The sequence below is a fragment of the Nocardia sp. NPDC004711 genome (genome assembly GCF_053601595.1).
In genome coordinates this window covers 43007-69156 of sequence record NZ_JBSGCB010000039.1, presented here as the reverse complement: position 1 = coordinate 69156, position 26150 = coordinate 43007, and the positions used below count along the sequence as shown (strand labels likewise).

Genomic DNA, 26150 nt, shown 5'->3' with positions numbered 1-26150 from the left:
TTGCGCCAACCCATATCGCTCCCAGAATCCCTCGACCACGCTCCGCACCGTCAACCCACCCCGAGCACTGAGGAAACACCGATGGGTTCAACCGTCCTCGACATCGTCAACTTGATCCTGGCCCGCATCAACGCCGGCTGGTCCTGGGCCTCGTCGGGCTCGTCCGGCCCGATGCCGCTGTAACAGCGGTCCCTTCGATTTCGTGAACCCCCTCGCCGCACGCGGCGGCGGGGGTTCGCGCGTCTCCGCGTCAGCCGACCACGATCACGGACTTGCCCGTGGAGTGTCCGGCGGCCAGGTGGGTGATGGCGGCCGTGGCTTCGGGGAGGGCGAAGGTTCGGTCGATGCGGGGAGTCAGCGCGCCTGCGGTGGCGAGTTCGGCCAGGGTGCAGAGGGTTTCGGGTTTGGGGAGGGCCAGGAGGGAGCGCAGGCGGTGGCGGGTGAAGGGTGAGAGGAGTTGGGCGCGGACGGAGCGGCCGAGGCCGCCGAACCAGCGACCGCCGCCTTCGCCGCCGCCGAGCACCAGGGTGCCGGTGGCGGTGAGGAGGGAGCGCAGCAGTGGGAGGGGACGGTTCCCGGCCATGTCGAGGATGAGATCGTAATGGCCGGTGAGGGTTTCGGTGGTGTAGTCGATGACGTGGTCGGCGCCGAGGTCGGTGACGAAGGCGGTGGACGCGCCCGAGCAGACGCCGGTGACCTCGGTGCCGTAGTGCTTGGCGAGCTGGACCGCGAGGTGGCCGACGCCGCCCGACGCGCCGATGATCAGCACGCGCTGGCCGGCCTCGATGCGGCCCGCGTCGCGCAGGCCCGTGAGCGCGGTCATGCCGGAGATCGGCAGGGCCGCGGCTTGTTCGAAGCTCAGATTGATGGGTTTACGCTGGAGTTTCACGGCGGGGGCGCAGGCGAATTCGGCGTACGAGCCGGGGACGGTGCCGAAAACCTCGTCACCGGGCCGGAATTCGGTCACCTGCGGCCCGACCGCCTCGACGACGCCCGCGACATCCCAGCCGCGGACCCGTTCCCGGGGCGCGCGCAGCCCGAGCGCCAGCCGGGCGATCCGTGGCTCGCCGGTCATGAAATGCCAGACGCTGGGATCCACACCCGCGGCGCGCACGCGGACGAGCACGCCGTCCTGCCCGGTGTCGGGCGTGGGAATGTCGGTATAGGACAACATGTCGACGGTGCCGTACGCGTCCTGCGCAATAGCCTTCATGGCTGGTCTTCTTCCGGATACTCGAAGATCTCGTCCAGTGGTGCACGGAACACCCGGGCGATCTGGAACGCCATCTCCAGCGATGGCGAGTACTTGCCCTGTTCGATGGCATTGACGGTCTGCCGGGTCACCCCGAGCCGGTCGGCCAGTTCGGCCTGTGTCATCTCGCCGTGCGAGAAGCGCAGCGCGCGAATGTTGTTGGTGACCCTGGTCGGCTTCACCATGGCCAGGTCCCCCGCCGGTAGGCGACGAGCTTGGCGACCGCGCCCACCACCGCGGAGAGCGTGAAGCCCAGGTAGATCGCATTGGCGATCCAGAACCGGTCGCCGTTGGCCATGGCCAGTACCAGCGCGGTGACCGCGCCGAGCACGACGAAGGCATTGCCGGCCTGCGTTCCACGCATATCGATTTCACGGTCGCGCTGATCCCGGCGGTCCCGGTCTCGTGACCCGATGGCCACGGCGATACTGGCCACGATCGAGACCACGATGGACCCGCCGACCGTCCACAGCAGTGGCTCGACATAGGCCACGTCCACCATCGCGGTGTGCCGCGCACGCGCCAGCACGACGATCAGATAGATCACGTACGAGACCACGGCCGCGACACCCAGGATCCAGGTTCGCTTCTCCTCGTAGGGCATGCACCCAGTGTAAAGAAAACACGACTTCATGTACAGAATCTTTTACATCCAAACGAATTGTCGTTCGCCGCAATCGATTCCATCGACTAGGGTCGCGGTATGGCCGATATCGAAGCCCCGGACCGGATCGAATCCATCAGCCCGGAGTTCTTCGCCGATCCGCACGCCCACTACCGGCGCTGGCGCGAGCACGGGCCGGTGCGGCGAGTCCGGTTCCCCGACGGAGTGATCCGCTGGGTCATCCTCGACTACGCCGCGGGCCGCGCCGCGCTGTCCGATCCGCGCCTGCAGAAGGCGGCCGCTGTCAGCGACGCACTGCTCAGCCGCAAACGCGGTGTGCCGCAGTCGGATCCGAATATGCTGGCGTTGCTATCCCACATGCTCAACACCGATCCGCCCGGCCACACCCGGCTGCGGAAACTGGTGACCCGGGCTTTCACCCCGCGCCGGGTGGCCGCGCTGGGCCCGCGCATCGAGGAGATCACCGGCTCGCTGCTGGATGCCCTGGAGGGCCGCTCCGAAGTGGACCTGCTGCGCGAATTCGCCGAGCCGCTGCCGATCACGGTGATCTGCGAGCTGCTCGGTGTTCCGCTCGGCGATCGTGCGGACTTCCAGGAGTGGACCCGGGCGCTGGTCGCGGTCGCGGGCCTGGACGAGGACCGGGCCCGCGCCTCCGAGGCCATGGCGGCCTACCTCACCCAGCTGGTGCGGGCGAAGGCGGTGGAACCCGCCGCCGATCTGCTGTCCGCGCTGGCCGTCCCCGCCGACGACGGCGATGCCCTCACCGAGTCCGAGCAGGTCGGCATGGCCTTCCTGCTGCTGGTCGCCGGGCACGACACCACCGTCAATCTGATCGCCAACGGCACTCTCGCCCTGCTCCGCAATCCGGCGCAGCTGCGGGCCCTGCGCGCCGACCCCGAGGCGATTCCCGCTGCGGTGGAGGAATTCCTGCGCTTCGACGGCCCGGTGAACATGAGCACCATCCGGCACACGGCCGAACCGGTCACCATCGCGGGCACGGATATCCCCGCGGGCGAATTCGTCTTCGTCGCCTTGGCCGCCGCCAATCGCGACGCCGACCGCTATCCGGCCCCCGATGCCCTGGATCCCGCCCGCGACACCACCGGCCATCTGGCCTTCGGCCACGGTATCCACTTCTGCGTCGGCGCCCCGCTCGCCCGCCTCGAAGCGCGGGTCGCCTTCGCCGCATTGCTGTCCCGGTTCCCGGACCTGCGCCTGTCACCGGCCGCCGAGGCGCTCGCCTGGCATCCGAGCACCCTCATGCACGGGCTGCACGAACTGCCGGTGCTGCTGTAGTACCCGCCGGGGTCAGCGGGCCCGCAGGGTGACCGGCAGCGCCGACGGCGAGAGCACGAAATCCCGGTTCGAGGCCCGCACCCGGTGTCCCGGCACCGGGGTGATCCGCCAGCGGGACAGCAGCGCCGCCGAGGCCAGCGCGATTTCGAGCAGGGCGAAGTGGTCGCCGAGGCAGCGGCGGCGGCCGACGCCGAAGGAGATCATCGCCTTCTTGGCGGTGTCGGCGGCGTTCTCGGCGGACCAGCGTTCCGGATCGAAGGATTCGGGGTGGGTGAACCAGCGCGGGTCGTGCTGAACCATGTAGGGGCTGAACATGATCGCGGCCCCCGCCGGAATGGTGACGTCCCCGACGGTCAGGTCGGCGCTGGCGTTGGCGGCGCTGATCCAGGGTCCCCAGAATCGAATGGTCTCGGAGACGACCTGTTTCAGGTACGGCATGGCGGCCAGGTGTCCGGGCCGCACGTCACCGGTGCCGACCACGGCGTCCAGTTCCGCGTACAGGCGTTCGGCGATGGCCGGTCGCAGGCTGACCTCGTGCCACAGCCACCCGGTCAGCGACGCCATGGATCCGACGCCGCCGGCGAGCATGAGGATGGCCTCGTCGATGATGTGGTCGTCGGACAGCCGCGCCCCGGTCTCGCTGTCGGTGTGCCGGATGAGCGCCGACACCACATCGTTGAAATCCTCGTCGCGCCTGCGGTATTCGCTCACCACCGCCCCCACGGCGGCACGCAGGTGCCGGGACTTGCTGCGCCACCGGTAGTTCGCGATGACCCGCAGCCTGCGCAGCTGCGGCGGCAGTGCGGTGCGCACGATGACCTGACTGAGCAGCCACGGCACACTGTCGCGGATCTCGCGGCGCGCACTGTCACCGAAGTCGGCCGTGAACAGGGTCGCCGACACGGTATCGAGCACCAGTCCGTGCGCCTCGTCCATGAGATTCACCCGCTGACCGACCGGCAGTGCGGCGGCCCAGGCATTGGCGATATCGGCTGCGGCTTCGGCATATTCGGCCAGCCGGCTCTGCCGCAGCGCGGGCGAGATCATCCGGCGGCGCAACCGGTGTTCGGGCCCGCGCAGCACATTGACCGCCCCGCCCGCGATATCGTCGATGGCCTCGCGCAGGTCCTCCCGCTCGAATTCGGCGTCGCTGAGATTGACCTCGCGCAGCAGGTCCGGGGTGGTGAGCACGTAGCCCGTCTGGCGGCCGAAGTGCACGCGCACGATCGGCCCGAGCGCGGGCAGCGAGGTCACGAAGCCGGGTGCGTCGGTGAGCGCGCGCAGACTGTGCCCGAGCACCGGCACGCTGCCCGGGGCGGTGGGGATGTCCGCCAGGCTCCGCGGCATGACGGGCGGCGGCGCGGCGGCCAACCCGGCACCGGCGTCCCGGTAGACCTCCAATACCCGTGCGATCTGGTGTGATTGGCGCACGGTGTCGGCCTGTCCGGCCAGTTGCGCCCGCAGTGCGGCGAGCACCGAGCGGTCCGCCGCCAGCTTGGCGAGGGTCTCGCTCAGCGCCTCGACCGACGGATCCGCCGACCGGATGCCCGCGGGCACCGATTCGGCGAGATCGGGATCGCAGTACACCACCGGTAGTCCGACGGCGGTGGCCTCGAGCAGCACCATGCCCTGGGTGTCGAATCCATTGGAGGGGAACAGCAGTGCGTCCGCCGTAGCCATGGCGTCGAGGCAGGCGGCCTGGCTCACCCTGCCGTGCAACCGGATTCGCTCGCCGAGCCGCCGTTCCACGATGCGTCCGACGGCCGCGCCGCGCAGGTCGCCCTCGCCGTAGATGTCGAGCACGCAGTTGTCGGCGCGCCGCACCGCCTCGATGGCTTCCAGCAGCCGCTTCTCCCCCGACAGCCGCCCGCACCACACCAGCCGCAGCGACCCGTCCGCGGGGCGCGTCACGGCGGTGCGCGCGTCGAGCAGCGCGTCGTCGACGCCGTTGGACACCACGGTGATCGGGCGGGTGAGACCGTGCGCGAGCAGCAGGTCGGCGAAGTGCCGGGTCGGCGCGATCACCTGGTCGGCGGCCTGGGCCTGTCCGCTGATCGTCCACCAGGCGTGCCGGGCGGCGGCCGATTCCCCGGCCCGGTGCGGCATGTGATGGTCGTGCGGCACATAGCGGCCGTGCAACCCGCGCAGCGCCAGCGCGGTGGCGTAGGGCGCGGGCGAGGTGTGCTCGATGAAGGCGTCGTCGCGGCTCTGCGCGGTGTGCACGAGCGGAATCCGGTGCCGCCGTGCGGCTTTCATGCCCGCGATGGCGACGCCGTAGGTGCTCTGGGTATGCACGATATCGATCGGTCCACGAGCGGCGAATTCGGCGTCGATGAGCGCGGCATTGCGCCGGGTCGGTGCGACGACCGCGAATCCGTTCACGGCCGGAACCGGCAGCGGTTGCAGCGCAACGACATCCGGGTCGGGCGCGGCCGCCGGATCGGGCACGGTGAACACGGTGACCCGGTGCCCGGCGCGTTCGAGTCCGCGGCGCAGCCCGGTGACGGCGGTCTGCACCCCGCCGAGCGAGGCCGGGTGGTAGTCCACGAACATGGCGATGTGCATCAGCGCAACCCTACGCAGCGCCGCCCGTCAGTGAAATGCCCACATTTCCTAGGTCTGGACGCCGGCCCGCAGAGCACCCCAGGGTCAAGGGATCCCGTCCCCACGCCGAGAGAGGCCGCATGCGCATCGCGATACCGCTGACCGGAACCCGGGGCGATGTGCACCCGATCGTGGGCCTGGGCGTCGAATTGCAGCGGCGCGGCCATGAGGTGCTCATCGGCGCGCCGCCGAATCTGGTCGAATTCGTCACCGCCGCAGGCCTTCCCGCACAGGCCTGCGGACCGGACGTGCAGCGGCTCTACAGCTCCGTCGAAGGCCAGCGGGCGCTGGCCGCGGGCAACACGCTGCGGCTGATGCAGCTGGTCGGCAAGCAGATGGCCGAGTACGGCGAGCGGATGAACCGCGAGGTCATCGACGTGTGCGCGAAGGCCGATCTGATCGTGGCCAGCACCGTCACCGAGGATCGGGCGTCCTCGATCGCGGAGGCCATGGGCGTGCCGCTGGTCAGCCTGCACTACTACCCGGCACGGATGAACAGCGCCTACCCGTTCCCCGGTCTGCTTCCCGCACACTGGAATCCGCCCGCCCCGGTCAATCGGGCCACCTGGCTGCTGGCCGAGAACCTGCGCCGCGTGGTGTTCCTGCGCTACCTCAACGAGCTGCGCGGCATGCTGGGGCTGCCGAAGTCGTACACCAGCCCGGCCGCGGCGCTGGCGCGGGCGCGGGTGCCCGAGATCCAGATCTACGATCCTGCCCTGGTGCCGAACCTGCCGGAGCAATGGGACGACCGCCGCCCCTTCACCGGCTTCCTGACCCTGGATCACGCCACCCGCGCGGCGGTCGGCGAGCTGTCGGGCAGCCACGACGACATTCTGTCCTGGGTGGAGGCGGGCGAGCCGCCGGTGTTCTTCGGCTTCGGCAGCATGCCGATTCGCGATGCCGCGGCCGTGTTCGCCATGGTGGAACAGGTGTCCACCCGGCTCGGGGTGCGCGCCCTGGTGCACGCGGGGTGGAGCGACCTGGACGTCGCGAACACCGTGACGGGCGACCGGATCAAGCTGGTCGGCAATTTCGCCTACGACCTGATCTTCCCGCACTGCGCGGCCGCCGTGCACCACGGCGGCATCGGCACCCTGTTCGAGAGCCTGCGGGCCGGACTGCCCACGGTGGTGTGCTCGGTGTCGTTCGAGCAGCCCATGTGGGGCGGGCAGGTGGAGAAACTCGGTGTGGGCGCACATCTTCCGTTCACCGCCATGACCGCCGACCGCCTGGCGGGCGCGCTGGCGCCGCTGCTGAACGCCCGGACCCGGCAGCGGGTCGAGGGCTTCGCGGCGACCCTGCGGACCACCGGGGTGGCCGGGCACACCGCGGATCTCATCGAGGCCGCCGCCCGGTGACCGCTCCCATGCTCACGGCGGTACGCCATTTCGTCCCCGACACCCTGGTCATGTTCCGGCGCTGCGCCCGCCGGACCCTGCGCAGCACGGACACGCTGGTCATCTCGCTGACCATGCCGATTCTGATGATGCTGCTGTTCACCTACGTGTTCGGCGGCGCGATCGAGGTCGGCGGCTCGTACCTGAACTATGTGGTGCCGGGAATCATGCTGCTGTGCACGGGTTTCGGCGCGTCGATCACCGCGACCAGCGTGTGCACCGATATGACGCGGGGCAGTATGGACCGCTTCCGGACGCTGCCGATGTTCCGGCAGGCACTGTCGGCGGGGCATCTGAGCGAGGGCCTCGTGCGCACCATGGCGGCCATCGCCATCGCGGTGGGTGTCGCGGTGGCACTGGGTTATCGGCCGGGTTCGGGGCCGTTGGGCTGGCTGGGCGCGGCCGCGCTGATCGCGCTGTTCGTGATCGCGATCACGGCCGTCGCGGTGGCGCTGGGCATGGCGGCGAGCAATCCGGAGGCGGCGGGCGGGCTCACCTACGCGATCACGTTCATTCCGTATGTCAGCAGCGCGTTCGTGCCGACCCGCACCATGCCGGGCTGGCTGCGCGGTATCGCCGACCGGCAGCCAGCGACCCCGGTGGTCGACACCGTGCGCGCGCTGCTGGACGGCACCGCCGCCGATCGGGCGCCGGCGGCGGTGCTGTGGTGCCTGGCCATCGCGGTGGTCGGATTGGCCTGCGCCGCCGTGTCCTTCCGGCGTTTGTCCTACCGCTGATCGGTCAGCCGCGGGTGGCCACCGCCGCCTGCGCGATCAGCGTCAGGTACAGGGTGAGGATGAACAGGACCGCGGGCAGCACCGGGTACTCGTCGTCCCGCGACCGCACGAACCGCCATGCCCCGATCGCCGGGATCAGCGTGAGTGCCAAGGGAATCCAGCCGACGACTGCGGCCGCGCCGTGCCACTCCCACGGCTTTGCGACGGCGATCTCACCCACCGCCGCCGCCAGTGCGCACAGTACCGACGCCCCGGCGCTACCGAGTGCACCGAGCGTGTTCGAGTAGTACATCTCCCCCGGCCGCACGCTGCGCGAGGTCTTGCGGGCGAACTCGAATTGCAGGAAGGCTCCGGCGAACACGACGGCCACCACCGCGACCCGGCCGCGAGGCGCCGCCTCGCCGGTGTCGATGGCCGACAGCACGACATACGCGGTCACCAGCAGCTGCACCGGATAGGTGACCACGAGGTTGAGCATGATATCGGTGCGCACCGTCTCCGAAAGCTGTTCCAGCGCCCAGAGAATCAGGCCGTACGCGAGCACCGCCGCGATGGCCACCGCCGAGCGCACCGACAACGCGAGGCTGCCCGCGATGGAAACCACCGCGATCACCCCCATGGCACTGCGCAATTCGAGCGCACTCACCGCTCCGGTGACCAGCGGCCGGTCCGGATTGTGCACCCGGTCGTACTCGAGGTCCTTCTGCTCGTCGACCATGCGCAGGTACAGCAGCACGATCGCGACGATGCCGATACGGGCGGCGGTCGCGCCGGTCGGATGCCAGGCGACGCCCGGCTGCGTCAGCAGTGCCGCCGTCCCTTCGAGGGCCAGCACCCAGAGGATGCCGTACAGCAGATAGTGCGGCTTGTACATCACCTTGGTGAACCGTGCGATCCGGCCCGCCGAGGTGAGAAGGCCGGTGCGGGACGGGATTTCGGCGAGATCGGTCACGGCGCCGCCACCTCCCCCGGCGTCGGCCAGCCGTCCCAGCCGGTCAGTTCCGCGGCGGGTGTGCGGCGCACGGGTTTGCCGCCGCCCGGCAGCAGGTGCGCGACCGGCAGCATGGCCACCTGGGTGACCTCCTCGAACGGAATGCCCAGCAGCTCGGCGACTTCACGCTCGTAGGCCAGATGCGCTGTGGTCAGCGTCGATCCGAGTCCGCGTGCGCGCAAGGCCAGCTGGAGATTCCAGACCGCCGGATAGATCGACCCGTAGAAGCCGGCCAGCCGCAGCGCCGAGGGTTCGGCGGGCGGGCGGCCCAGCGTGCACACCACGATCAGCGCGGGCACCTCGCCCAGGTGGTCGGCCAGGTGCTGCCCCGAGGCCAGATCGGCCAGCTGATCCGGCCGGGGTGTGCGGCCGGAGAGGTTGGCGGCGAACCCCTTCCGGTAGTACTCGCCGATCCGGGATTTGAGTCCGGGGTCGCGCACCACCACGAACCGCCACGGCTGCCGGTTCGAGCCGCTGGGCGCGTGCACCGCGATCTCCAGGCACTCCCGCAGGTCGCGGTCGTCGACGGGGCGCTGCAGGTCGAGGCGTTTGCGGACCGCGCGGGTGCCGGTCAGCAGATCGGTGTCCATCAGTCGCCGTCCTCCGCCAGTGCCAGGTCCCCCGCGAATTCGAGGTCGATCCGGGCCGCCACGGCGCCGGCCTGGCGGATCTCACAGTGCACCACGGTGGCGTCCACCCCGGAGTCGGTGCGCTCGGCCACGCACACGGCGGGCAGGTCGAGTTCCACGAACTGGTCGAAAGCGCTTGTCACGCTGATCAATCGGCGGTGCGGGCCCACGGTGGTGAGCGCGACCTGCCGGCAGGCCTCGATGAGCAGGTTGCCGGGCACGTGGTCGAGCTGATGGTCGAACAGGATCGGATGGGTGGTGTCCGCGACCAGCGCGGCGCGGGACCGGCCCGGGGTGGACTCCGGCGGCCCGATCACCACATTGCGGGGATTCTCCCGGCCGACCAGCGCCGCGGCGGCCCGCGGGCCCGGCGAGGCGGGAATCTCGAAGGGCCCCAGGCCCAGGTGCTTCCGGTAACCCGCACGGATGGCGGCCCACTGCCGCGGATCCACCCAGGAGAAGGAGCCGTCGACGGTACCCATCGGAACTCCCCGGCAGCTGATGTCGAGGACCAGGTCCAGGCCCTCCAGCCGCTCACCCCGATGGTGTTCGCGCAGCGCCCGCACCCGCAGTTCGAGATCAGCGGGCGCGGAACCGATCTCCCAGATCGCGCCGTCGATGCCGGTGCCGTTGAAGGTGCGCACCAGGAAGGCGCGGTCGGTGGGCACATCGAAGAACTCGTGGGTCACGGCGATGGAGGCCTGCCGGGCGGCCTCCATGACCGCGATCAGGTCGTGGTGCAGGCCCAGCGCGCCGGCGTGATCGCCGTAATGGCCGTGCATGCGCGGCAATTGGGCGCCGGCCACGAAGACGCCGGAGGTCTCGGCCTCCAGCGAGGTCACGAAGACCTCGGCGACCGCGTGCCGGTGCGCGAGCGCGCGCGAGATGGTGCGCAGGTGGGTGGCGCGCACGGCGGCGGCCCGGGTGAGCGGGTGCGCGGTTCTGGGTGGCTGTGTCGTCGTCATGGTCTGGCCTCCAGCCAATCGGTCGCGCTGACCGGGCGCAGGGTCTGCGACCCGGTCCCGGCGCGCATGGGTAGGACGTAGGAACCCAGCACGATGAGCGACCAGGGGTCGAGCTCGCGGCCGCTGGACCACGCCACCTCCAGCAGCGCGGCCTGGGCGGCCGCGGAGCCGGGTTCGGCCGCGGAGATCCGATCGTCCAGGGATTTCATTGCGGCGGAACCCAGTTCGGTGCACAGCCGGGCGATGGCGTCGGAGCGCTCGAAGCTGCGGGCGGGGGCCCGGTCGTAGAGGTCGCGGGCCAGCGCGGCGGCCGCGTCGGTGCGGTCGCGCGCCTCGAGCGCGTGGGCGAACACCTGGGCCCGGGTGGTCTCGTCGAAGTAGATGGCGAGTTCGCGCAGCACGTCGGCGGGATCGTCGGGGGAATGCACGAGATTGAGCAGGTAGTTGTGCCGGCCGAGCAGGTAGCGCAGTTCACCGGGCTGCCGTTTGCGGGGGTCGGTCGCGCCCTTGGCGGCGGTCAGGCGCACCGGTGTCGGCAGGTCGGCGACCGGGCCGCGGACCACGAGCACCAGGACGTCTGAGATCCCCACCAGCAGGTCGGCCAGCCGCCGCCGTTCCGGGGAGGCGATGTTCCACGCGAAGTACCACAGGGCGCGGGCCACATGCCGGTCCACCACCACGCGGCGGGCGTCCACCACCTGGAAGTCGTTGTCCGCCAGCCACGTCAGGGTCGGTTCGACAGCCCGGGCCACGATGGCGTCCGGTTTCAGCAGCAGCAGCGAGTGCTCGCGGGCGAAGGCGGCGGCGTCGATACCGAGCCGCTGTGCCTGCTCGACGGTCTCGAGCACATAGGTGTCGGTGAGGTAGGCGTCGACCTTCTCCTTCGACGGAGTCGCGTCGGCGAGCAGGGTGCGCAGGGCGTCGTCCGTCACGACCGGACCCCCGCTCCCGGTGCCGATGCGCCGATTCCGGTGCGCGCCAGGGTTTCCGCGATGGATGGCAGCGGCGCGCCCAGGTAGCCGGACTCCAGGCAGTGGTCCAGCAGCGCCCGCAGGTAGTCCTTGCCGGTCCGCGGTGGGAGCCGGTCCAGCAGGCGGTCCGCGTTGCTGGTGTCGAAGGACAGCCGGCGCTGGAAGTAGCTGGTGTAGAGCGCGCCGATGCGCAGGTAGTACTCGCGCTCGATGGGGTCGAGATCCTCGGCGCGGAAGGAGGATTCCGGCACGAAGGTCGCGACCTCGAAGGACGGGTACTCGGCCAGCACGTCGGAGACCTCGCGCAGTGACAGCGTGTCCCGGCCCACCGCGTGCAGGGTGGATCCGGCGACACTGTCGAAATCGGTGACCGCTGCGGCGATCACATCGGCGACGTGGTCGACCGGGGCGAGGGCGAGCGTGGCGTCGTAACGGCCCGGCAGGGTGCGCAGCTTGCCCTCGACCATGAGTTTCACCACGGTGTAGAGGTTCTTGTACTCGCGGATCACGCCGTCGCCCAGCGCGCCGGTGACGATGCCCGGACGCACCACCGCCCACCGCAGACCGCGTTCCCCGGCCGCCCGGATCACCTGTTCGGCCCGCAATTTGCTCTGCTCGTAGCCGTTTCCGAAGGATTGGCCCGCATCCAGTTCGTCCTCGCGGATGACCCCGTGCCGCAGGCCGCACACGTAGGCGGTGCTCACGTGCAGCAGCGGTACGTCCCACGCGAGGGCCACTGCGACCGCGTGCTCCGCGCCGCGCACATTGAGCTCGTCATAGGTCTCGGCGGTGGCGTCGAAGGCGGTGGTGGCGGCGCAGTGCACGATGATGCCCACCCGGCCGGCGAGATCGGCGGCCGTCGCGGGGTCCAGCCCGAAGAGCGGCCGCCGGACGTCACCGGTGATCCGCAGGTCCGGCTCGTACCCGCTGCCGTCATTGCGGCGGATGTCCGAATTGCTGTGCAGCACGGCGGCTACCGGGCGGCCGGCGGCGCTGAGCCGGGCGGCGACTTCCGATCCGACCAGTCCGCTCGCGCCGGTGAGCAGGACGGTGTTCCGCTCGCTCATGCGCTCACCTCCAGGGTGCGGGTGACCAGATCGACGACCTGGCCGACCCGCAGCACCCCCATCAGCTGTTCGGGCCGGTAGCGCGGCAGCGCGAAGCTCTGTTCGAGCACCACGGTCAATTCCATCAGCCGCAGCGAGTCGAAGCCGAGGTCCTCGATCAGGCGCAGCTGGTCGGTCCGTTCCCGCGCGTCGGCGGCACCGTCGAATTCGGCGGGCCGCGGGGCCATGGTGGCGATGATGTGCCGGACGCGCTCGGCGACAGTGGCTTCGGTGGTCATGACTGCTCGCTCTCTCGCAGGTGGGGCTGCTGGCCGCCGCTGGCCAGCAGGTCGCGGGCCTCGTCCAGGGGCAGGTCGGCGTCGAGATACCCGGCCAGCCGCAGCCAGTCGTAGCCGAGGGTGAGGGTGCGCTGCCACTGCTCGCGGGAATCGAAAGAGGCCGGGAAGTCCCGGCCCGCACCGGTATCCGCGGCCAGGCGCCGCACCGTGGCGACGACGGCGTCGACACGGGCAAGATCGTTCAACGCGTCGCCGCCGCTTCGCAGGGTGCGCGAGAACCGCACGCGCGCAGCAGATTCCAGTGCCGCGATCAGCGTGTCCCGCTCGGGGGCGTGCGCGGGCAGCAAACCGGCGACCGTGCCGACCGGATCCACATCGGCGGGCAGCGGATGAATGCCGAACGCGCTCAACAGCACTCGCACACTCATGGCGATGAGCCGGTGCGCGGCGACATCGGCGACCTCGCCCTGCGCGTCCTTGACCGCGCCCACCAGATCCTCGCGGGCGTTCTCGAGCACCACGTTGGACCACACCAGATTCAGACCGGCCCCGATGAACCGCCGGGCGGGCAATGCCGACAGCGTGGCGATTCCCTCGCCGCGCGCCGCACCGGTGAGTCCCAGCGCAGGCGTCGCCACCACGGCCACCGGCGTATACGCCTCCACCGGTTTGCACATGGCCAGGGCCGGTTCGAGCACCTCGCCGCCCCGCCACTGCAACCCGACGAACCCCAGCCGGACGAACTCCGCCAGCTCCGCCCCGATGTCGCGCCGAGCGCGCGCCATGACATCCCGGATCGACTGCCGGAACACCACCGACCGCCATGCCTGGGCTCCTGCCTCGGACAGCACGAAAACCTCACTGTCGGAACGCAGCACGTGCAGACGTCCGGCCAGCGGCCAGGTGGTGACGGCGGGACGCCGCGTGAAGATCAGGTCGTGTGAATCATCAGCGACGCCCGCCACCCCGAGCTCTGCGGCCAGGGCCACCGTGGCAGCCCACCGTGCACCTACCCGCTCCCGAGACACCGGGCCGGCAGTGGCGGGGATCGTCGGAGCGATCTCCCTGCCGGAATCCGATGATTCAGTCGATTCGAGCGGCGCGAGCCGCCCGGAATAGGCCTCGCTACTCGCGTCGTCCCGGTCTTCGGCGCGGGTCAGCTCGCGATAGCGGTCGATCAACGCGTCGGGGGCGGTGCGATCGAGTTGCTGTGGCAGCCATTTGGTTTCGAGGTAGGTTTCGCCGCGGCCGGCGAGCCAGGCCTTCATGGCTTGCCGGAGGCCGTCTTCGGCCCAGGCCTCGGCTTCGGTGTGGGCTCCGAAGGCGCGCAGGGCGATGGCGTAGCCCAGGGCATGGCGGGCACGGCTGGCCCACCAGTCGGCGACGAGGGTGGTGAAGGCGTCGTGGGTGAGGATTCCGCGCAGCTGGTCCAGATCGACCGTGCCGGGTCGGATGACCGTGGCGCGCAGGAAGCGCTGGCAGCGGTTGAGGCCGTCCTCGTCCGGGTCGGTGGCGGCCCGCTCGAGTTGGCGGCGCAGCTGGGCCACCGAGCGGGTGCGGACCTCGACCCGGCGGCCGTCGAGGAACAGGACGGTCGGCAGGGTCGGCAGCTCGTCCGCGCCGGGGGCCACCACCAGGAAGTCGATGTCCGAGCCCGCATTGCCGAAACCCTCGGCCAGCGAGCCCTCGAACAGGACAGCGGCGTCCGCGGGAACGACGACCGAGCGCAGCGCGCTGTCCAGGAGCTGTCGCAGCCTGTCCATGGGCATCCCGGGTCGCGGCACGGCTTGTGCCGGGTGCGGTACCGCCTCGGATCCGCCATCCGAGGCGTCGCCGACCTGCGTGAGCCCAGTCGGCTGTGGCTTGTCGACCGCGGCCCCTTCCGGCTCGAGGGAAGTGGGGTGCCCCGCCGCGGTATCCGCCTCGTGCAGTACCGCGCCTGCGAGGGCGCCGTCCCGCAGCAGCTGCCACATGTGGCGGCGGCGGGGTTTGCCGCTGGAGGTCCGGCGGATGAGGCCGCGCGGCCCGGTGACGATGTGCACGGTCTGGGCGGGTCCGAGATGGCCGCGAATGAGGGCGCGGGCCTGCGGAATCCAGTCGCCGGGCGCGGTCTCGGCGAACAGCGCGACCCCCTGGAGTCCGGCCTCGACGAGGCCGACGGCGGCGAGCTTGCCCTTGGTGAGCCCGGTTTCCTGGGCGACCCGGGATTCGATGTCCTCCATGAACACCGAGCGGCCGCGCACCTTGATGCTGGTGCCCATGCGGCCGAGGACGAAAACCTCGCCGCGGTAGAGGAATCCGGCGTCCCCCGAGTACAGGCGGCCGTTCTCCAGGCGGGTGGACGAGGTCGCGCTCGCCTCCCCGGAGTAGCCCAGCGCCACCGAGTCTCCGGTCACCACCATCTCGCCCAGGACGCCGTCGGGCAGTTCCCGGCCCTCGTCGTCGACCACGGTCACGGTGGATTCGGGGGTGGAGAAGCCGAGCCCGGTGATCCAGCCCGCACCCGCCACCCGGTGGGTGTCGTCGAGCATCGCCTCCTCGAGCACCGGAACCGCTTCGCCGAAGCGCAGATTCGGATTGTCCAGCCGCAGCGCGGTGATGGGCCGCCGGGTGGGCGAGGAGGTCACCATGAGCGTCGCCTCGGCCAGCCCGTAGGCGAGGGTGAACGCGCCCATCGAGAAGCCTTGCGGGCCGGTCAGATTCGCGAAGGCCTGTAGATCGGCCACCTCGACCGGTTCGGAGCCGATGGCCAGCGTCCGCCAGCCCGACAGATCCAGCCCGGCGATCTCCTCGGGCCGGACCCGGTGCGCCACATAGCCGAGCGCGAACGACGGCGACGGCGCGTGCTGGGCGTGGGTCATGGCGCGCAGCCAGCGCAGCGGGTCGCGCACGAACTGGTCGGGGCGCATGAGGTACAGGTCGGCCTGGTTGGTGACGCCCTGCAGGAACGCGCCGACCAGGCCCATATCGTGGTACAGCGGCAGCCACGACACCATGGTCTCGCCCGGCCGCCAGTCGATGAGGCGGGTGATCATGGCGATGTTGTTGGCCAGGTTGTGCCAGCTCACCCGCACGCCGCGCGGTGCGCCCGAGGAACCCGAGGTGAACTGCAGCAGTGCCACTTCCGACGCCTCGGCGAGCTCGCGCGTCGCGGGGGCGGCGGCCAGCGCCGCGGCATGGACGACCACCGGTTCGTCGGTGCGACCGGCCGCGAGGCAGGCGCTGCGCACGAAGGTCTCGAACTCCGGGGAGGTGACCACCAGGCGGGGCGCGGCCTGTTCGACGATGCCCGCGATGTGCGCGACGATCTGCTCCAGGTCGCCGAACATGGGCGGCGCGACCGGGGTGAACACCCCGCCGCACGCCCACACCGCGTAGAAGGCCGCCACACACGGGAATCCGGTCGGCATGATCACGCACGCGCCGTCACCGCTGCCGAGTCCCGCGGCCCGCAGCAGGTCCGCAATCGACCACACCTGGTCGGCCAGCTCCCGATAGCTGCGGTACTCCCATCCGTCGGCCTCGTCGGCCAGGTACAGCCCGGTGACGGCCGAGGGCTCGATCAGCCACCTGCGCACGGTCGCTTCGTCGTTCACGTGGTCGATCACTGGTCTCCTTCGGGAAGCACGGTGACGGTGCCGGCGGCCCCATCGACTCGAATACGCATGCCGCTGCGCAGTTGGCGGGTGATGCCGGGCAGCTGGACCACGGTCGGCACGCCCAGCTCACGTGCCACGATGGCCACGTGGGTGAGCGGGCTGCCGCGTTCGATGACCAGCGCCGACGCCGAGGGCAGGGCCGCCACCCAGCCCGGATCGGTGCGGTAGGCGATCAGGATGCCGCCGGCCACGTCGCGGGGTTCGTCCACGATCACCGCGGCCCCCTCGACAATGCCCGCCGCCGACGGGGTTCCGGTGAGCACCGTGCCGGGAGTGGCCGCGGCCGTCGCGGTGACCGGCACCCAGCCCTGCTCGGCCAGTTCGGCATTACCCAGCCGCGGTCCGACGGTGCGGAAGCGGGCCGGGGCCACCAGCGTGGAATCCTTGGCGCGCAGCGACTTCCGCACCGTCACCACCTCGCGCAGCCGGTCGGTGTCCGCGCCCTCGTAGCAGCCGCGTAGTTCCTCGACGGTCAGCTGGAAGACGTCCTCGAACTCGTCGATGACCCCGCGCGCCGCCAGATCCCGGCCCATCACCCGGATCATGCGCTTGACCATGCCGAACGCGCGGGTGCGGCAGAAGCGCAGCCGCTCACGGTGGGCGGCGCAGCGGGAGACCTTGGCGCGCAGGCGTTCGTAGACGTGCCGCCGGACGCCGTGGCCGAGGTGCTCGTCCAGGTAGGCATCGGCCTCGCCGGCGCGGTTCGCGGTCACGGTGTCGCCGACCCGGCCGACCGCACTGCGCAGCATGACGAACAGATTGGCCGGATTCTCGCGCAGATCCGGTGTTTCCAGCTTCAACTCGTCGAGGCTGCGGTAGCCGTAGCGGTCCAGATAGTCGTCGAGGGCGGCGAGGAACTCGGTACGACCGGCGACTCGCAGCGCGTCGTGAATCGCCTCCGGCGCAGTCGAATTGATGATGTCGTTCAGTTCCGGATCAGCGCGCACGACCCGGGCGAGCTCGGTCATGGCGCGGGCCGGCTCGGCGGATTCGACATCCGCGCCCGGGCCGACCACGGCGTAGAGGAACCATTCCGGCGCCTTGGGCAGGAACAGCTTGGTCAGCAGGAACATCAGGCCGGAAAGGGTGAGCAGGACGGCGTCGAGCACCATGAGCGGCCCCCACCGCCGCACCAGGTCGCCCTCCACCGTGCGATAGGAGCGGTAGGCCTGCTCGCCGGTCAGCGCCGTGTAGTCCACGGCGTCGTACTCGTCGTAGACCCGGTAGAAGTCGGTCATGAACTGTTCGACCATGTCGTCGATGCCGAACAGGCGCCGCGCGTAGATCACCGTGGTGCGCGCCCGCGAGCGCAGCCGGGCCGCCGTGCTGTCGAATTCGAAGGGGCGCAGCGTCTTCGCGATATCCGCCGGCAGCGGTTCGGCCACGCCGAGGGCGGCCTCGAGCACCCGCCGGTTGAGCGGGTAGCCGGGCGCGATGCCGACCATGCGGTACCAGTGCAGCAGGTTGTAGTAGACGCGGCCGTGAAAGCTGCCCAGCAGCACGGGAGTCCACGCATCGGTCTGCCGCAGCTGCTCGGGCGGCACCCCCAGGGAGGCCGCGTAGCCGCGGTATACGCGGCCGTAGATATCGGCGGCGGTGGTGTAGGTCAGCGGTGAGGTGACGCCGCTGAAGCTCTCGATGATGTTGGAGTTGTCCCAGATTCGTGCCTCACCGGGACCCACCCGCTCGCCCGCGCCACGCAGCTCGACCTCGCGCGCGGACAGCGTCGACGCGGTCGCGGTGATCGGCCGGGTCTGCAGCAGCCACACGCCGGTGTCGTCGATGGCCCATTCGATGTCCTGTGGCGCGCCACAGGATATTTCGACCTTCCGGGCGATCTCGGCGAGCTCGGCGGTCTCGGCGTCGGTCAGCACCCGCGCGCCGCGTCGGCCGGCCTCGACCTCGACCGTCGCGCAGCCCTGCCCGTCGCCGGGATCGAACCGAATATCCTTGTCCCCCAGTGTGATATCGATCAGTGCGCCGGTGTCCCGGTCCAGGATCATCGAGTCGGCGTCGACCGCGCCGGAGACCAGCCCCTCCCCCAGCCCGTAGACGGCGCTGATCACCAGCTCGTCGTCCGCGCCGGTCATCGGATTCCGCGTGAACACCACGCCACTGGATCGCGCCGAGATCAATCGCTGTAACACCACCGCGGGCGCGTAGGCGCGAGACAGGCCGTGCGCGAACGCATATCGCACCGCACGCTCGGAGAACGCCGACGCCCAGCAGTCCCGCACCCGGGCGATCACCGCTTCGAGACCGTGCACGTTCAGGCGGCTGTCGAACTGCCCGGCGAACGAAGCCTCCGCCCCGTCCTCGGCCGACATGGACGACCGCACCGCGATCGGCTCCGGCCCGAGCCGCGCCCAGGCCTCGCCGATCACCGCCACCGCCGCCTCGGACACCTCCGCGGCCGCCAGCGCCCCGCGCAGCTCGGCGGCCCGCGCCACCGCGGCCTCGACCTCCCCGACCGCCGCGAACCCCGCCAATTCCCTGGTCAGGCCCGCCGCGCTCGCGAACCCATCGAACACCTCCGTGCCGAGCGCCACCCACTCGGGCACCCGCACCCCCACCTCCCCCAGCGCGTACAACCCCCGCGCCTTCCCACCCCCGTACGCGGCGACATCCACCGAATCCGACCAAGGGCCGAGCAACCGCACAACCTCTCCCATCCCCCTGAGGCCAGTCAGATCACAGCGAATGCCGGAGCAAGATCAGGGGTTCTACTTTGAGTAGTCCACGTTTCAAACGCGCACCAGCCCAAGGTTCTTGGGTCTGCCTCACCCCGGTTCCTCGAGCCACCATCACAGCCGAAGCCACGCCGTGCAATTCGCACACCGAATGACACGGCCGGATAGCGTGAAGACCTCCGATAGTCCCCGGCGGGCACCGACGCAACCCGCGAATACCACGTATGCTGTTGCACAGCAACATGTTCCGGTGCAGCGCGCCGAAGCCCGATCGCCAACGGCAAGGTGGTTGGCTTTTCAGGAGAACGGATCAGTGTGGGCGCGCATGCGTTGCTCCCGATCGGGAAAGGGCGCTGCTCGATTCGACCGATAGGCAGTGCCGATCGCCGCGCCATACCGGGCGCCACCGCACCGAGACTGGGTGCAGCACACCGCACGACCTCGGCGAAAGCCGGTGCGGTCCCAAGGAGGACCCGTGCGGTCCCGGAGAGAGGAGAGCGGTGGCCCGGCTGCAGATCGACGCGGTGTCGAAACGATTCGGCGCCGAGTACGCGGTGCGCGAGGTGGGCCTCGACATCGCCGACGGTGAATTCCTGGTGCCGCTCGGCCCCAGCGGGGCCGCATCGTGAACCCGGCGAACATCCTGACCCTGGTCCAGCTCACCGACACCCACCTGCGCGCGAACGGTGAGCGCGTCCTCGACGCGGTCGACACCCATGCGGTCCTGCTGCACGTCCTCGACAAGCTCCGCACCGGCGGGCGGCGCATCGACGCGCTCATCCTGTCCGGCGATCTGGCCGACACCGGCGCACCCGAGGCATATCGGCGGCTGCGCGCGGCCGTGGAGCCGGTGGCGGCCGAGCTCGGCGCGCAGGTGCTCTATGTGATGGGAAATCATGACGAGCGAGCGGCATTCGGGGTCGAACTGTTCGGGCACGAGCCCGGTTCGGCGGCGGCCACCGCACCCTGCGACCAGGTCCTCGAGGTGGCCGGGCTGCGCGTCATCGGCCTGGACTCCACCACGCCCGGACAGCACCACGGCCATCTCGAAGACAGCCAGCTGCACTGGCTGGCCGCCCAGCTCCGCGAGCCCGCGCCCCGGGGCAGCCTGCTGGTGCTGCATCACCCGCCGCTGCCCTCGGCTGTCCCCGCCGCCGAATTCCTCAAGCTGCGCAACGCCGATCGGCTGGCGGAGGTGCTCACCGGCACCGACGTCCGCATGATCCTCTGCGGCCACAACCACATGACCGCGGCCTCCGCGCTGGCGGGCATCCCGGTATGGGTCGGACCCGCGCTGGCCTATCGCATCGACGCCATGTCACCGACGGGCCGTCAATACGGCATCGCCGGTTCGGGTTTCACCCGGATCGACGTCCTGGACACGGCCATCATCGCCAGCGCGGTCGAGACGACACCCACGACCCGGCTCTACGACAAGTCCGACACCGAGGTGCAGGAGCGTCTCCAGGCTCTCGAGTCCGGAAGGGGCTAGCGGTGTTCGTCACTGTCGCCCCGCAGGATTCGCCGCCGATGCCAATCCCGGCACCGGCGGCGCGCCCGCACCGCGCCCGGCTCCGCCGCCTGATCCGCCGGGCCACGCCCTACCCGTACCTCACACCAGCACTGATACTGCTGGTGGTTGGACCTATCAGCCCCTGGTCAGCCGTTGTGTATAGCCGGTCACCGACCAGAGCAATCGATCGAACTGCTGTTGCTCGCGGTGCCCGGCAGCTCGGCCGGGCATCGGACCGGTGTGCACACCGCGGGTGTGGCCGGTGCCGAATTGGGCCTTCGGCCCGACTGTCGTTCGACTGCGGGTAGCTGGTGCTGATGGGTCTCGGCGGAAGTGGACGGAGTATCGGCGGATTGAGCCACGGGTGGCTACGGGTGTTGCCAGAATGGGCTAGGTTGAGGTCGTGACCGACTCGATGGGCTCGGAATCCGCTGCGGCGACGCGGTGGGCGGGCGTGCGAATGGACCAGCGGCGCAGTGAGCGCCGTGCACTGCTCATCGAGGCCGGTTTCGAGCTTTTTGGGACCGAGGGGGAGGGGGCGGTCACGGTCCGTGCGGTGTCGCGCGCCGCACAACTGCACACCCGCTACTTCTACGAAAACTTCGCGAATACAGACGAATTGCTCGGAGCGGTGTACGACGCTGTGGTCGACGCGCTGACCGAACACGTGCGGACGGCGATCACGCCGGACCCGGGGCCCGCGCGGCGTCGGCGTTTGATCGTGCGATCGGTGTTGGAGTTCTGTGCCGCCGATCTACGCCGGGGACGTGTGTTGTTCACCGAGGCACGGGCGAATCCGGTGCTGGTGGCGCGGCGCGAGGCGGGGCAGCGGATGCTGATCGAAGGGGTGCTGGAACGTAGTACCGCCGAACGACCCGGCGAGGATCCCCGCCTCGCCCGCGTCAGTGCCGCGATGTTCACCGGTGCGGTAGTCGAACTGATCCAGGAGTGGATCGCGGGTCGACTGGGTGAGGACCTGGAGGTGGCGGCCGCGTACGCGACGGAATTGTCGCTGCCGCTGCTGGCACCGTTCGAATCGGTGGTCTGACCGGCTGCAATTCGCCTGAGCAGGGCCGCGAAGGCCGACGCGGGTGGTGACTTGTGTAAACGTTCTGGACACAGTCGTATCCAATTGTTCTATTCTGGACACGCATGTAGCCAAAGTTTGATCGGAGCATTCCTTGAAACCGGCAACCGAGATCACCGCCGCCGCCAACCAGGCCGCAGCCGATTACTTCCCCTGGCAGGATCGCGCAGACTTCCACGACGTCGACCGCGGATTCCTCGCGGGCTTCGACGAGGGGCTACTCCGTGACAGGGACGGCCGAATCCACTATGACCAGCAGCCGCTGGACTACATCACCGATGACGCCCCGGCTCCGGCGGTCGTGCACCCCAGCCTGTGGCGGCAGTCGCAGCTCATCAAACGCAGCGGCCTGTACCGGGTGGTCGACGGGCTGTATCAGGTGCGGCTGGGTTCGCATCTGACGATCGTCGATGCGCCGCAAGGGCTGGTCATCATCGACACCAGCACCGGCGTCGGGCTGGCCCGGGCGGCGCTGGAGTTGTTCCGTGCGGAGTTGCGAAACGACAAACCTGTTGTGGCCGTGATCTATACGCACACCCATGCCGACCACTTCGCCGGGGTGAAGGGCGTCGTCGACGAGGCGGATGTGACGGCGGGGCGGGTGCCGATCATCGCGCCCGGCACCATAGAGTCCTTCGACCGGCACGCCTTCGGTGAGAACGTCATCGCCGGCAATGCCATGTTGCGCCGGATGGGCTATACCTTCGGTGGGCTGCTGCCGCAATGCGATTGCGGCAGAGTCACGATGGGTTTGGCGGCCGGATCCGAGAAAATCGGCACCGATATGAGTTATCTGTCGCCGACCGACCCAATCACCCGCACCGGTGAGGTGCGCACGCTCGGCGGATGGACCTTCGAATTCCTCTACGCGCCCGATACCGAGGCGCCCGAGGAGATGCACATCTGGATTCCCGAGATCAAGGCGCTCACCTGTGCGGAGAACGCCAACCACTCGATGCACAACATCCAGACCATCCGTGGCGCCCGCACCCGCGATGCCCGCAATTTCGCCCGCTACCTCGACGAGACTCTGGTGCGCTGGGGCGATGAGGCCGAAGTGCATTTCGGCCCGCACTCGTGGCCGGTCTGGGGCAACGAGAACGTGGTGGCCTTCTTGGAAGGTCAGCGCGACATGTACAAGTTCATCCATGATCAGGCGTTGCGACTGGCCAATCAAGGACTCACCCCCTTGGAGGCCGCCGAGGTCGTCGAGTTGCCGGATGCATTGGGCAAGAAGTGGTTCAACCGCTACTACCATGGCGGTCTGCATCACAACGTGCGCGCGGTGTTCCACAAGGAGCTCGGTTTCTGGGACGGCGACCCGGCCACCATCTACCCGCTTGTTCCGGAGGAGAACGCCCGGCGGCATGTCGAACTGATCGGCGTGGACCGGATCCTGGAGGAGGGACGCAAGGCCATCGCCGCCGGTGATTACCGTTGGGCCGTACAGGTTCTGCACCATCTGGTATTCGCCGACCCCGATCACACCGAGGCCCGCGAACTGCAAGCCGATGCCTATGAACAGCTCGGTTACCAGGCCGAGGTGCCGCAGTACCGGGCGATATTCCTGACCGCCGCCCTCGAACTGCGCGACGGCATCCAACTTCGCGGTGACGTGACCGCCGACGTCCCCGACGTGATCGGCGCGATGCCGATCGACCTGCTCTTCGACTACCTCGCGATCCGCGTGATCGGCGACAAGGCCGCCGACGTCGACATCCGCGTCAACTTCACCTTCACCGACTGCGGCGCCGACTGGACGATGTGGGTCCGCAACGGCGTCCTCAACGCTCGCCCGGGTCATGCCGCCGGCGTCGGGACCACCCTCATCGGAGCTCGCGCAAGCATGGCGGCCCTGCAGCTTCCGGCTGCGGCCCGGGCGGCCATCGAGAAGGGCGATCTCCGCATCGAGGGCGACCCGGCGCCTCTGGTCGCCCTCGCCTCCATCCTGGACGCCTTCGACCCGGATTTCGCGATCGTCACCCCGGATCGCCGGGAGACCACCGGTGGCTGAGCGGTGAAGTGAATCATGTTGCCCGGCCGGATATTTCGATCTTCAGCGGCTTCCGGCCGGGCGGGGAGAGCGGCGCGGGTACGTCTATCTGGTGAACTCGCCCTCACCGTGCGGGCGCAGACAATGCGTGCAAGATCAAGGTGGTGATCTCGACGTAGGCGTCGGCGTCCGACATCCGGAGGCGCTCGACGAAGGTTCCGTCGAGCACGGACTCCAGCAACAGATTCACTGCCAAGCCCAGGAATTCCGCGTTCGCCGGACGGAACGATCCGTCCGAGATGCCTTCGTCGATGAATTCGCGCAACCGGTCGGCCGAGGCGTGGGCGTTGCGGCGGTACAGATCATCGGCAGGCTCGAAGGCTCGCATGTCCGCATAGCAGGCACGCGAGAGGGTCGCCATTTCGTCGCGAACTCCGTTGATATAGTTGATGATTCGTTCTCGCGGTGCGTCCGCCGCGCGGGCTTGCCGATCGATCTTCTCGGCTCGGACGCGAAAGACGCGCTCGAACGTTTTGATGATCAGCTGCTCCCGGCTCGGCGCGACGGCGTACAGGGTGGACTTCGAACACTGCAGCCGGCTGGCGATTTCGTCGATCGTCAGGGAGCCGAAGCCCTCGGCCAGGATGATGTTTTCCAGGTTTTGCAGGATCTCGTCGCGCCGCTCCTCGGTCATCCGGCGCACCGTGCCCGTCCGGCGTGAATTGGTCCGCGTAGCTGGCATCGGTGATCCTTCGCTTCCGACTCTCCATTGGCTCGAAATTCAGGAGCTAATCGTACAGAGACTCTTGACCGGGTACTCATTTGGGTACAAACTTACCGCGAACCGTACCCATGGCTGGCTGAAGGATCCCCATGCCCGAATCAACGGCGATCGAGCGGATACGCGAGGCCGACAGCTTCTGCGAACTGTTTCAGGCCACAGCGGCGGCACGCGCCAACCAGATCGCGCTGCGCACCTCGGATGGCGCGGTGTTGATCACCTGGCGGGAATACACCCAGCGAGTACGGCACATCGGCGCGGGCCTGGCGGCGCTCGGCGTCTCCCGCGGCGACATAGTCGCGATCATGCTGACCAACCGGCCCGAATTCCACCTGGTCGACACGGCCAACTATCACCTCGGAGCGACCCCGTTCTCGATCTACAACACCAGCAGCGTCGAGCAGATCGCCTATCTGTTCAGCAATGCCGAGAACACCGTCGTCGTGTGTGAAGCGCAGTTCCTACCGAAGGTGCTCGAGGCACGCCGCGACGGCAAGGTCCAGCACGTCGTCTGCGTCGACGGAGACGGCTGTCGCGCAGGCGAATTCGAAGCCGTTACGGGTGGAGCAGATCAAGGAGTTCACAATCCTGCCCGTGCACTGGGAGCCCGGCGGAGACGAGCTCACCCCCACCCTGAAACTCCAGCGCGGCCGGATCTCGGCGAAATACGCCAACGAGATCGAAGCGCTCTACACCACGAAAGCGAGTGTCTGATATGAACCAGCCATCGGATTCACCAAAAGGACTGCACGGCAAGACCATCGCCATTACCGGCGGCGCCCGGGGCATCGGCCGGGCGACCGCGGCGGCGTTTCTCGCTGCCGGCGCCAACGTCGCGATCGGTGACATCGACGCCGAACTCGCCGCCGAGACCGCCGCCGAACTGTCCGCCCGCACCGCCGCCCGCATCCTCGGACTGCCGCTCGATGTCACCGACCCGGCCTCCTTCGCGGCCTATCTCGACGCCGCCGAAGCCGGGCTGGGTCCGCTCGACGTACTCGTGAACAACGCGGGCATCATGCCGACCGGATTGTTCTCCGACGAGGATCCCGCGATGACCGCGCGGATGGTGGACATCAACGTGACCGGCGTCCTCACCGGCTCGCGGCTCGCCGTACAGCGGTTCCGGTCGCGGGGCAGCGGACACGTCGTCAATGTCGCGTCACTGGCCGGCGTGACGGTATTGCCGGGCCTGGCCACGTACTGCGGGACAAAGCGTTTCGTCATCGGGTTCACCGAGACGCTCGAGCGTGAGCTGCGCACCGAAGGTGTGGCCGTCACGCTCGTACTGCCGGGCGTCGTGCGCACCGAGCTGTCCGCCGGAACACGAATGCCCAGATGGATGACCGGCATCTCGACCGTCGATCCCGAGGACGTGGCTGCTGGAATCGTCGCGGCGGTCGCGAAAGGCAAACGGCGAGCGGTGATTCCGAAATCGCTCGGCCGACTTCTCGCATCGATGACGATCCTGCCCGCCACCGCACAGTACGCGCTGCTGCACGCGCTGAAGATCGACGTCGGTGCCACGCACGTCGACCCCGTGCTCCGGGAGCGCTACCACCGACGGCTCACCGGCGGCGCGGCATGAGCGCGTCGGGCCCGGAGGCGGTAGCGG

22 protein-coding genes are annotated in these 26150 nt (G+C 69.4%); 9 read left to right on the top strand and 13 right to left on the bottom strand.

Annotation, left to right across the window (positions count from 1 at the left end; all coding sequences use genetic code 11):
- Positions 1–250 precede the first annotated feature (250 nt).
- The 3 genes from ACWEKS_RS33180 to ACWEKS_RS33170 are packed head-to-tail and all read right to left on the bottom strand — an operon-like array spanning position 251 to position 1856.
- Entirely contained in the window at positions 251–1213 is a 963-nt protein-coding gene (locus tag ACWEKS_RS33180; RefSeq protein WP_452343742.1) for an NAD(P)-dependent alcohol dehydrogenase, read from the bottom strand.
- Positions 1210–1437 carry a helix-turn-helix transcriptional regulator gene (locus tag ACWEKS_RS33175; protein ID WP_040857236.1) on the bottom strand — a complete coding sequence of 76 codons (228 nt, stop codon included), beginning with the start codon at positions 1435–1437 and terminating at the stop codon, positions 1210–1212. The genes ACWEKS_RS33180 and ACWEKS_RS33175 overlap by 4 nt, the downstream gene beginning before the upstream one ends.
- Positions 1431–1856 (bottom strand): hypothetical protein, encoded by a 426-nt coding sequence (locus ACWEKS_RS33170; protein ID WP_452343741.1) that lies wholly within the window; start codon positions 1854–1856, stop codon positions 1431–1433. The genes ACWEKS_RS33175 and ACWEKS_RS33170 overlap by 7 nt, the downstream gene beginning before the upstream one ends.
- A 99-nt stretch (positions 1857–1955) precedes the next feature.
- On the opposite strand from ACWEKS_RS33170, the gene ACWEKS_RS33165 reads away from it, so the two are divergent.
- The gene (locus tag ACWEKS_RS33165) at positions 1956–3173 is read left to right on the top strand and encodes a cytochrome P450 family protein (RefSeq protein ID WP_452343740.1); all 1218 of its coding nucleotides are present in this window, start codon (positions 1956–1958) and stop codon (positions 3171–3173) included.
- Positions 3174–3185: 12 nt separating this feature from the next.
- On the opposite strand, the gene ACWEKS_RS33160 is transcribed toward ACWEKS_RS33165, so the two are convergent.
- Positions 3186–5738 carry a cytochrome P450 gene (locus ACWEKS_RS33160; RefSeq protein WP_452343739.1) on the bottom strand — a complete coding sequence of 851 codons (2553 nt, stop codon included), beginning with the start codon at positions 5736–5738 and terminating at the stop codon, positions 3186–3188.
- Positions 5739–5857: 119 nt separating this feature from the next.
- On the opposite strand from ACWEKS_RS33160, the gene ACWEKS_RS33155 reads away from it, so the two are divergent.
- Complete coding sequence (locus ACWEKS_RS33155; protein ID WP_452343738.1) at positions 5858–7135, top strand: glycosyltransferase; 1278 nt, start codon at positions 5858–5860, stop codon at positions 7133–7135.
- Positions 7132–7911 carry an ABC transporter permease gene (locus ACWEKS_RS33150; protein ID WP_452343737.1) on the top strand — a complete coding sequence of 260 codons (780 nt, stop codon included), beginning with the start codon at positions 7132–7134 and terminating at the stop codon, positions 7909–7911. The genes ACWEKS_RS33155 and ACWEKS_RS33150 overlap by 4 nt, the downstream gene beginning before the upstream one ends.
- 4 nt (positions 7912–7915) lie before the next feature.
- On the opposite strand, the gene ACWEKS_RS33145 is transcribed toward ACWEKS_RS33150, so the two are convergent.
- Genes ACWEKS_RS33145 through ACWEKS_RS33110 form a run of 8 tightly spaced genes read right to left on the bottom strand, consistent with a single transcriptional unit; the run spans position 7916 to position 19143 of the window.
- On the bottom strand, positions 7916–8863 hold the full coding sequence (locus ACWEKS_RS33145) for a hypothetical protein (RefSeq protein WP_452343736.1): 948 nt from the start codon (positions 8861–8863) through the stop codon (positions 7916–7918).
- Positions 8860–9492: a nitroreductase family protein gene (locus ACWEKS_RS33140; RefSeq protein ID WP_452343735.1), complete on the bottom strand. Its 633-nt coding sequence runs from the start codon at positions 9490–9492 to the stop codon at positions 8860–8862. Before ACWEKS_RS33140 ends, ACWEKS_RS33145 begins: the two co-directional genes overlap by 4 nt.
- Positions 9492–10496 (bottom strand): ScbA/BarX family gamma-butyrolactone biosynthesis protein, encoded by a 1005-nt coding sequence (locus tag ACWEKS_RS33135; RefSeq protein WP_452343734.1) that lies wholly within the window; start codon positions 10494–10496, stop codon positions 9492–9494. Before ACWEKS_RS33135 ends, ACWEKS_RS33140 begins: the two co-directional genes overlap by 1 nt.
- On the bottom strand, positions 10493–11428 hold the full coding sequence (locus ACWEKS_RS33130; protein WP_452343733.1) for a nucleoside-diphosphate kinase: 936 nt from the start codon (positions 11426–11428) through the stop codon (positions 10493–10495). Before ACWEKS_RS33130 ends, ACWEKS_RS33135 begins: the two co-directional genes overlap by 4 nt.
- Positions 11425–12534: an SDR family oxidoreductase gene (locus ACWEKS_RS33125; RefSeq protein WP_452343732.1), complete on the bottom strand. Its 1110-nt coding sequence runs from the start codon at positions 12532–12534 to the stop codon at positions 11425–11427. Before ACWEKS_RS33125 ends, ACWEKS_RS33130 begins: the two co-directional genes overlap by 4 nt.
- The gene (locus tag ACWEKS_RS33120; protein ID WP_452343731.1) at positions 12531–12812 is read right to left on the bottom strand and encodes a phosphopantetheine-binding protein; all 282 of its coding nucleotides are present in this window, start codon (positions 12810–12812) and stop codon (positions 12531–12533) included. The genes ACWEKS_RS33125 and ACWEKS_RS33120 overlap by 4 nt, the downstream gene beginning before the upstream one ends.
- Entirely contained in the window at positions 12809–16420 is a 3612-nt protein-coding gene (locus ACWEKS_RS33115) for an AMP-binding protein (protein WP_452343730.1), read from the bottom strand. The genes ACWEKS_RS33120 and ACWEKS_RS33115 overlap by 4 nt, the downstream gene beginning before the upstream one ends.
- Positions 16417–19143: a phosphoenolpyruvate synthase gene (locus tag ACWEKS_RS33110; RefSeq protein WP_452343729.1), complete on the bottom strand. Its 2727-nt coding sequence runs from the start codon at positions 19141–19143 to the stop codon at positions 16417–16419. Before ACWEKS_RS33110 ends, ACWEKS_RS33115 begins: the two co-directional genes overlap by 4 nt.
- Positions 19144–19661: 518 nt before the next feature.
- Here ACWEKS_RS33110 and ACWEKS_RS33105 point away from each other — a divergent pair.
- From ACWEKS_RS33105 to ACWEKS_RS33090, 4 genes are all read left to right on the top strand, one after another.
- Entirely contained in the window at positions 19662–19790 is a 129-nt protein-coding gene (locus tag ACWEKS_RS33105; protein WP_452343728.1) for a hypothetical protein, read from the top strand.
- Complete coding sequence (locus ACWEKS_RS33100; protein WP_452343727.1) at positions 19787–20653, top strand: metallophosphoesterase; 867 nt, start codon at positions 19787–19789, stop codon at positions 20651–20653. The genes ACWEKS_RS33105 and ACWEKS_RS33100 overlap by 4 nt, the downstream gene beginning before the upstream one ends.
- 436 nt (positions 20654–21089) lie before the next feature.
- Positions 21090–21722, top strand: a complete 633-nt coding sequence (locus ACWEKS_RS33095) for a TetR/AcrR family transcriptional regulator (protein WP_452343771.1) — start codon at positions 21090–21092, stop codon at positions 21720–21722.
- 133 nt (positions 21723–21855) lie between these two features.
- A complete protein-coding gene (locus tag ACWEKS_RS33090) occupies positions 21856–23775 on the top strand; it encodes an alkyl/aryl-sulfatase (RefSeq protein WP_452343726.1) in 1920 nt (639 codons plus the stop codon).
- A 103-nt stretch (positions 23776–23878) separates the two neighbouring features.
- On the opposite strand, the gene ACWEKS_RS33085 is transcribed toward ACWEKS_RS33090, so the two are convergent.
- Entirely contained in the window at positions 23879–24448 is a 570-nt protein-coding gene (locus ACWEKS_RS33085; protein WP_452343725.1) for a TetR/AcrR family transcriptional regulator, read from the bottom strand.
- A gap of 179 nt (positions 24449–24627) precedes the next feature.
- On the opposite strand from ACWEKS_RS33085, the gene ACWEKS_RS33080 reads away from it, so the two are divergent.
- On the top strand, positions 24628–25254 hold the full coding sequence (locus ACWEKS_RS33080) for an AMP-binding protein (RefSeq protein ID WP_452343724.1): 627 nt from the start codon (positions 24628–24630) through the stop codon (positions 25252–25254).
- Positions 25251–26123, top strand: a complete 873-nt coding sequence (locus ACWEKS_RS33075; RefSeq protein WP_452343723.1) for an SDR family NAD(P)-dependent oxidoreductase — start codon at positions 25251–25253, stop codon at positions 26121–26123. Before ACWEKS_RS33080 ends, ACWEKS_RS33075 begins: the two co-directional genes overlap by 4 nt.
- The last annotated feature ends 27 nt before the right edge of the window (positions 26124–26150 follow it).

What these genes read in the sequence shown, in the direction of transcription:
- ACWEKS_RS33180 (WP_452343742.1), bottom strand. Translation starts at nt 1,213, where the DNA reads ATGAAGGCTATTGCGCAGGACGCGTACGGCACCGTCGACATGTTGTCC.
- ACWEKS_RS33175 (WP_040857236.1), bottom strand. Translation starts at nt 1,437, where the DNA reads ATGGTGAAGCCGACCAGGGTCACCAACAACATTCGCGCGCTGCGCTTC.
- ACWEKS_RS33170 (WP_452343741.1), bottom strand. Translation starts at nt 1,856, where the DNA reads ATGCCCTACGAGGAGAAGCGAACCTGGATCCTGGGTGTCGCGGCCGTG.
- ACWEKS_RS33165 (WP_452343740.1), top strand. Translation starts at nt 1,956, where the DNA reads ATGGCCGATATCGAAGCCCCGGACCGGATCGAATCCATCAGCCCGGAG.
- ACWEKS_RS33160 (WP_452343739.1), bottom strand. Translation starts at nt 5,738, where the DNA reads ATGCACATCGCCATGTTCGTGGACTACCACCCGGCCTCGCTCGGCGGG.
- ACWEKS_RS33155 (WP_452343738.1), top strand. Translation starts at nt 5,858, where the DNA reads ATGCGCATCGCGATACCGCTGACCGGAACCCGGGGCGATGTGCACCCG.
- ACWEKS_RS33140 (WP_452343735.1), bottom strand. Translation starts at nt 9,492, where the DNA reads ATGGACACCGATCTGCTGACCGGCACCCGCGCGGTCCGCAAACGCCTC.
- ACWEKS_RS33135 (WP_452343734.1), bottom strand. Translation starts at nt 10,496, where the DNA reads ATGACGACGACACAGCCACCCAGAACCGCGCACCCGCTCACCCGGGCC.
- ACWEKS_RS33125 (WP_452343732.1), bottom strand. Translation starts at nt 12,534, where the DNA reads ATGAGCGAGCGGAACACCGTCCTGCTCACCGGCGCGAGCGGACTGGTC.
- ACWEKS_RS33120 (WP_452343731.1), bottom strand. Translation starts at nt 12,812, where the DNA reads ATGACCACCGAAGCCACTGTCGCCGAGCGCGTCCGGCACATCATCGCC.
- ACWEKS_RS33110 (WP_452343729.1), bottom strand. Translation starts at nt 19,143, where the DNA reads ATGGGAGAGGTTGTGCGGTTGCTCGGCCCTTGGTCGGATTCGGTGGAT.
- ACWEKS_RS33095 (WP_452343771.1), top strand. Translation starts at nt 21,090, where the DNA reads ATGGGCTCGGAATCCGCTGCGGCGACGCGGTGGGCGGGCGTGCGAATG.
- ACWEKS_RS33085 (WP_452343725.1), bottom strand. Translation starts at nt 24,448, where the DNA reads ATGACCGAGGAGCGGCGCGACGAGATCCTGCAAAACCTGGAAAACATC.
- ACWEKS_RS33080 (WP_452343724.1), top strand. Translation starts at nt 24,628, where the DNA reads ATGCCCGAATCAACGGCGATCGAGCGGATACGCGAGGCCGACAGCTTC.
- ACWEKS_RS33075 (WP_452343723.1), top strand. Translation starts at nt 25,251, where the DNA reads ATGAACCAGCCATCGGATTCACCAAAAGGACTGCACGGCAAGACCATC.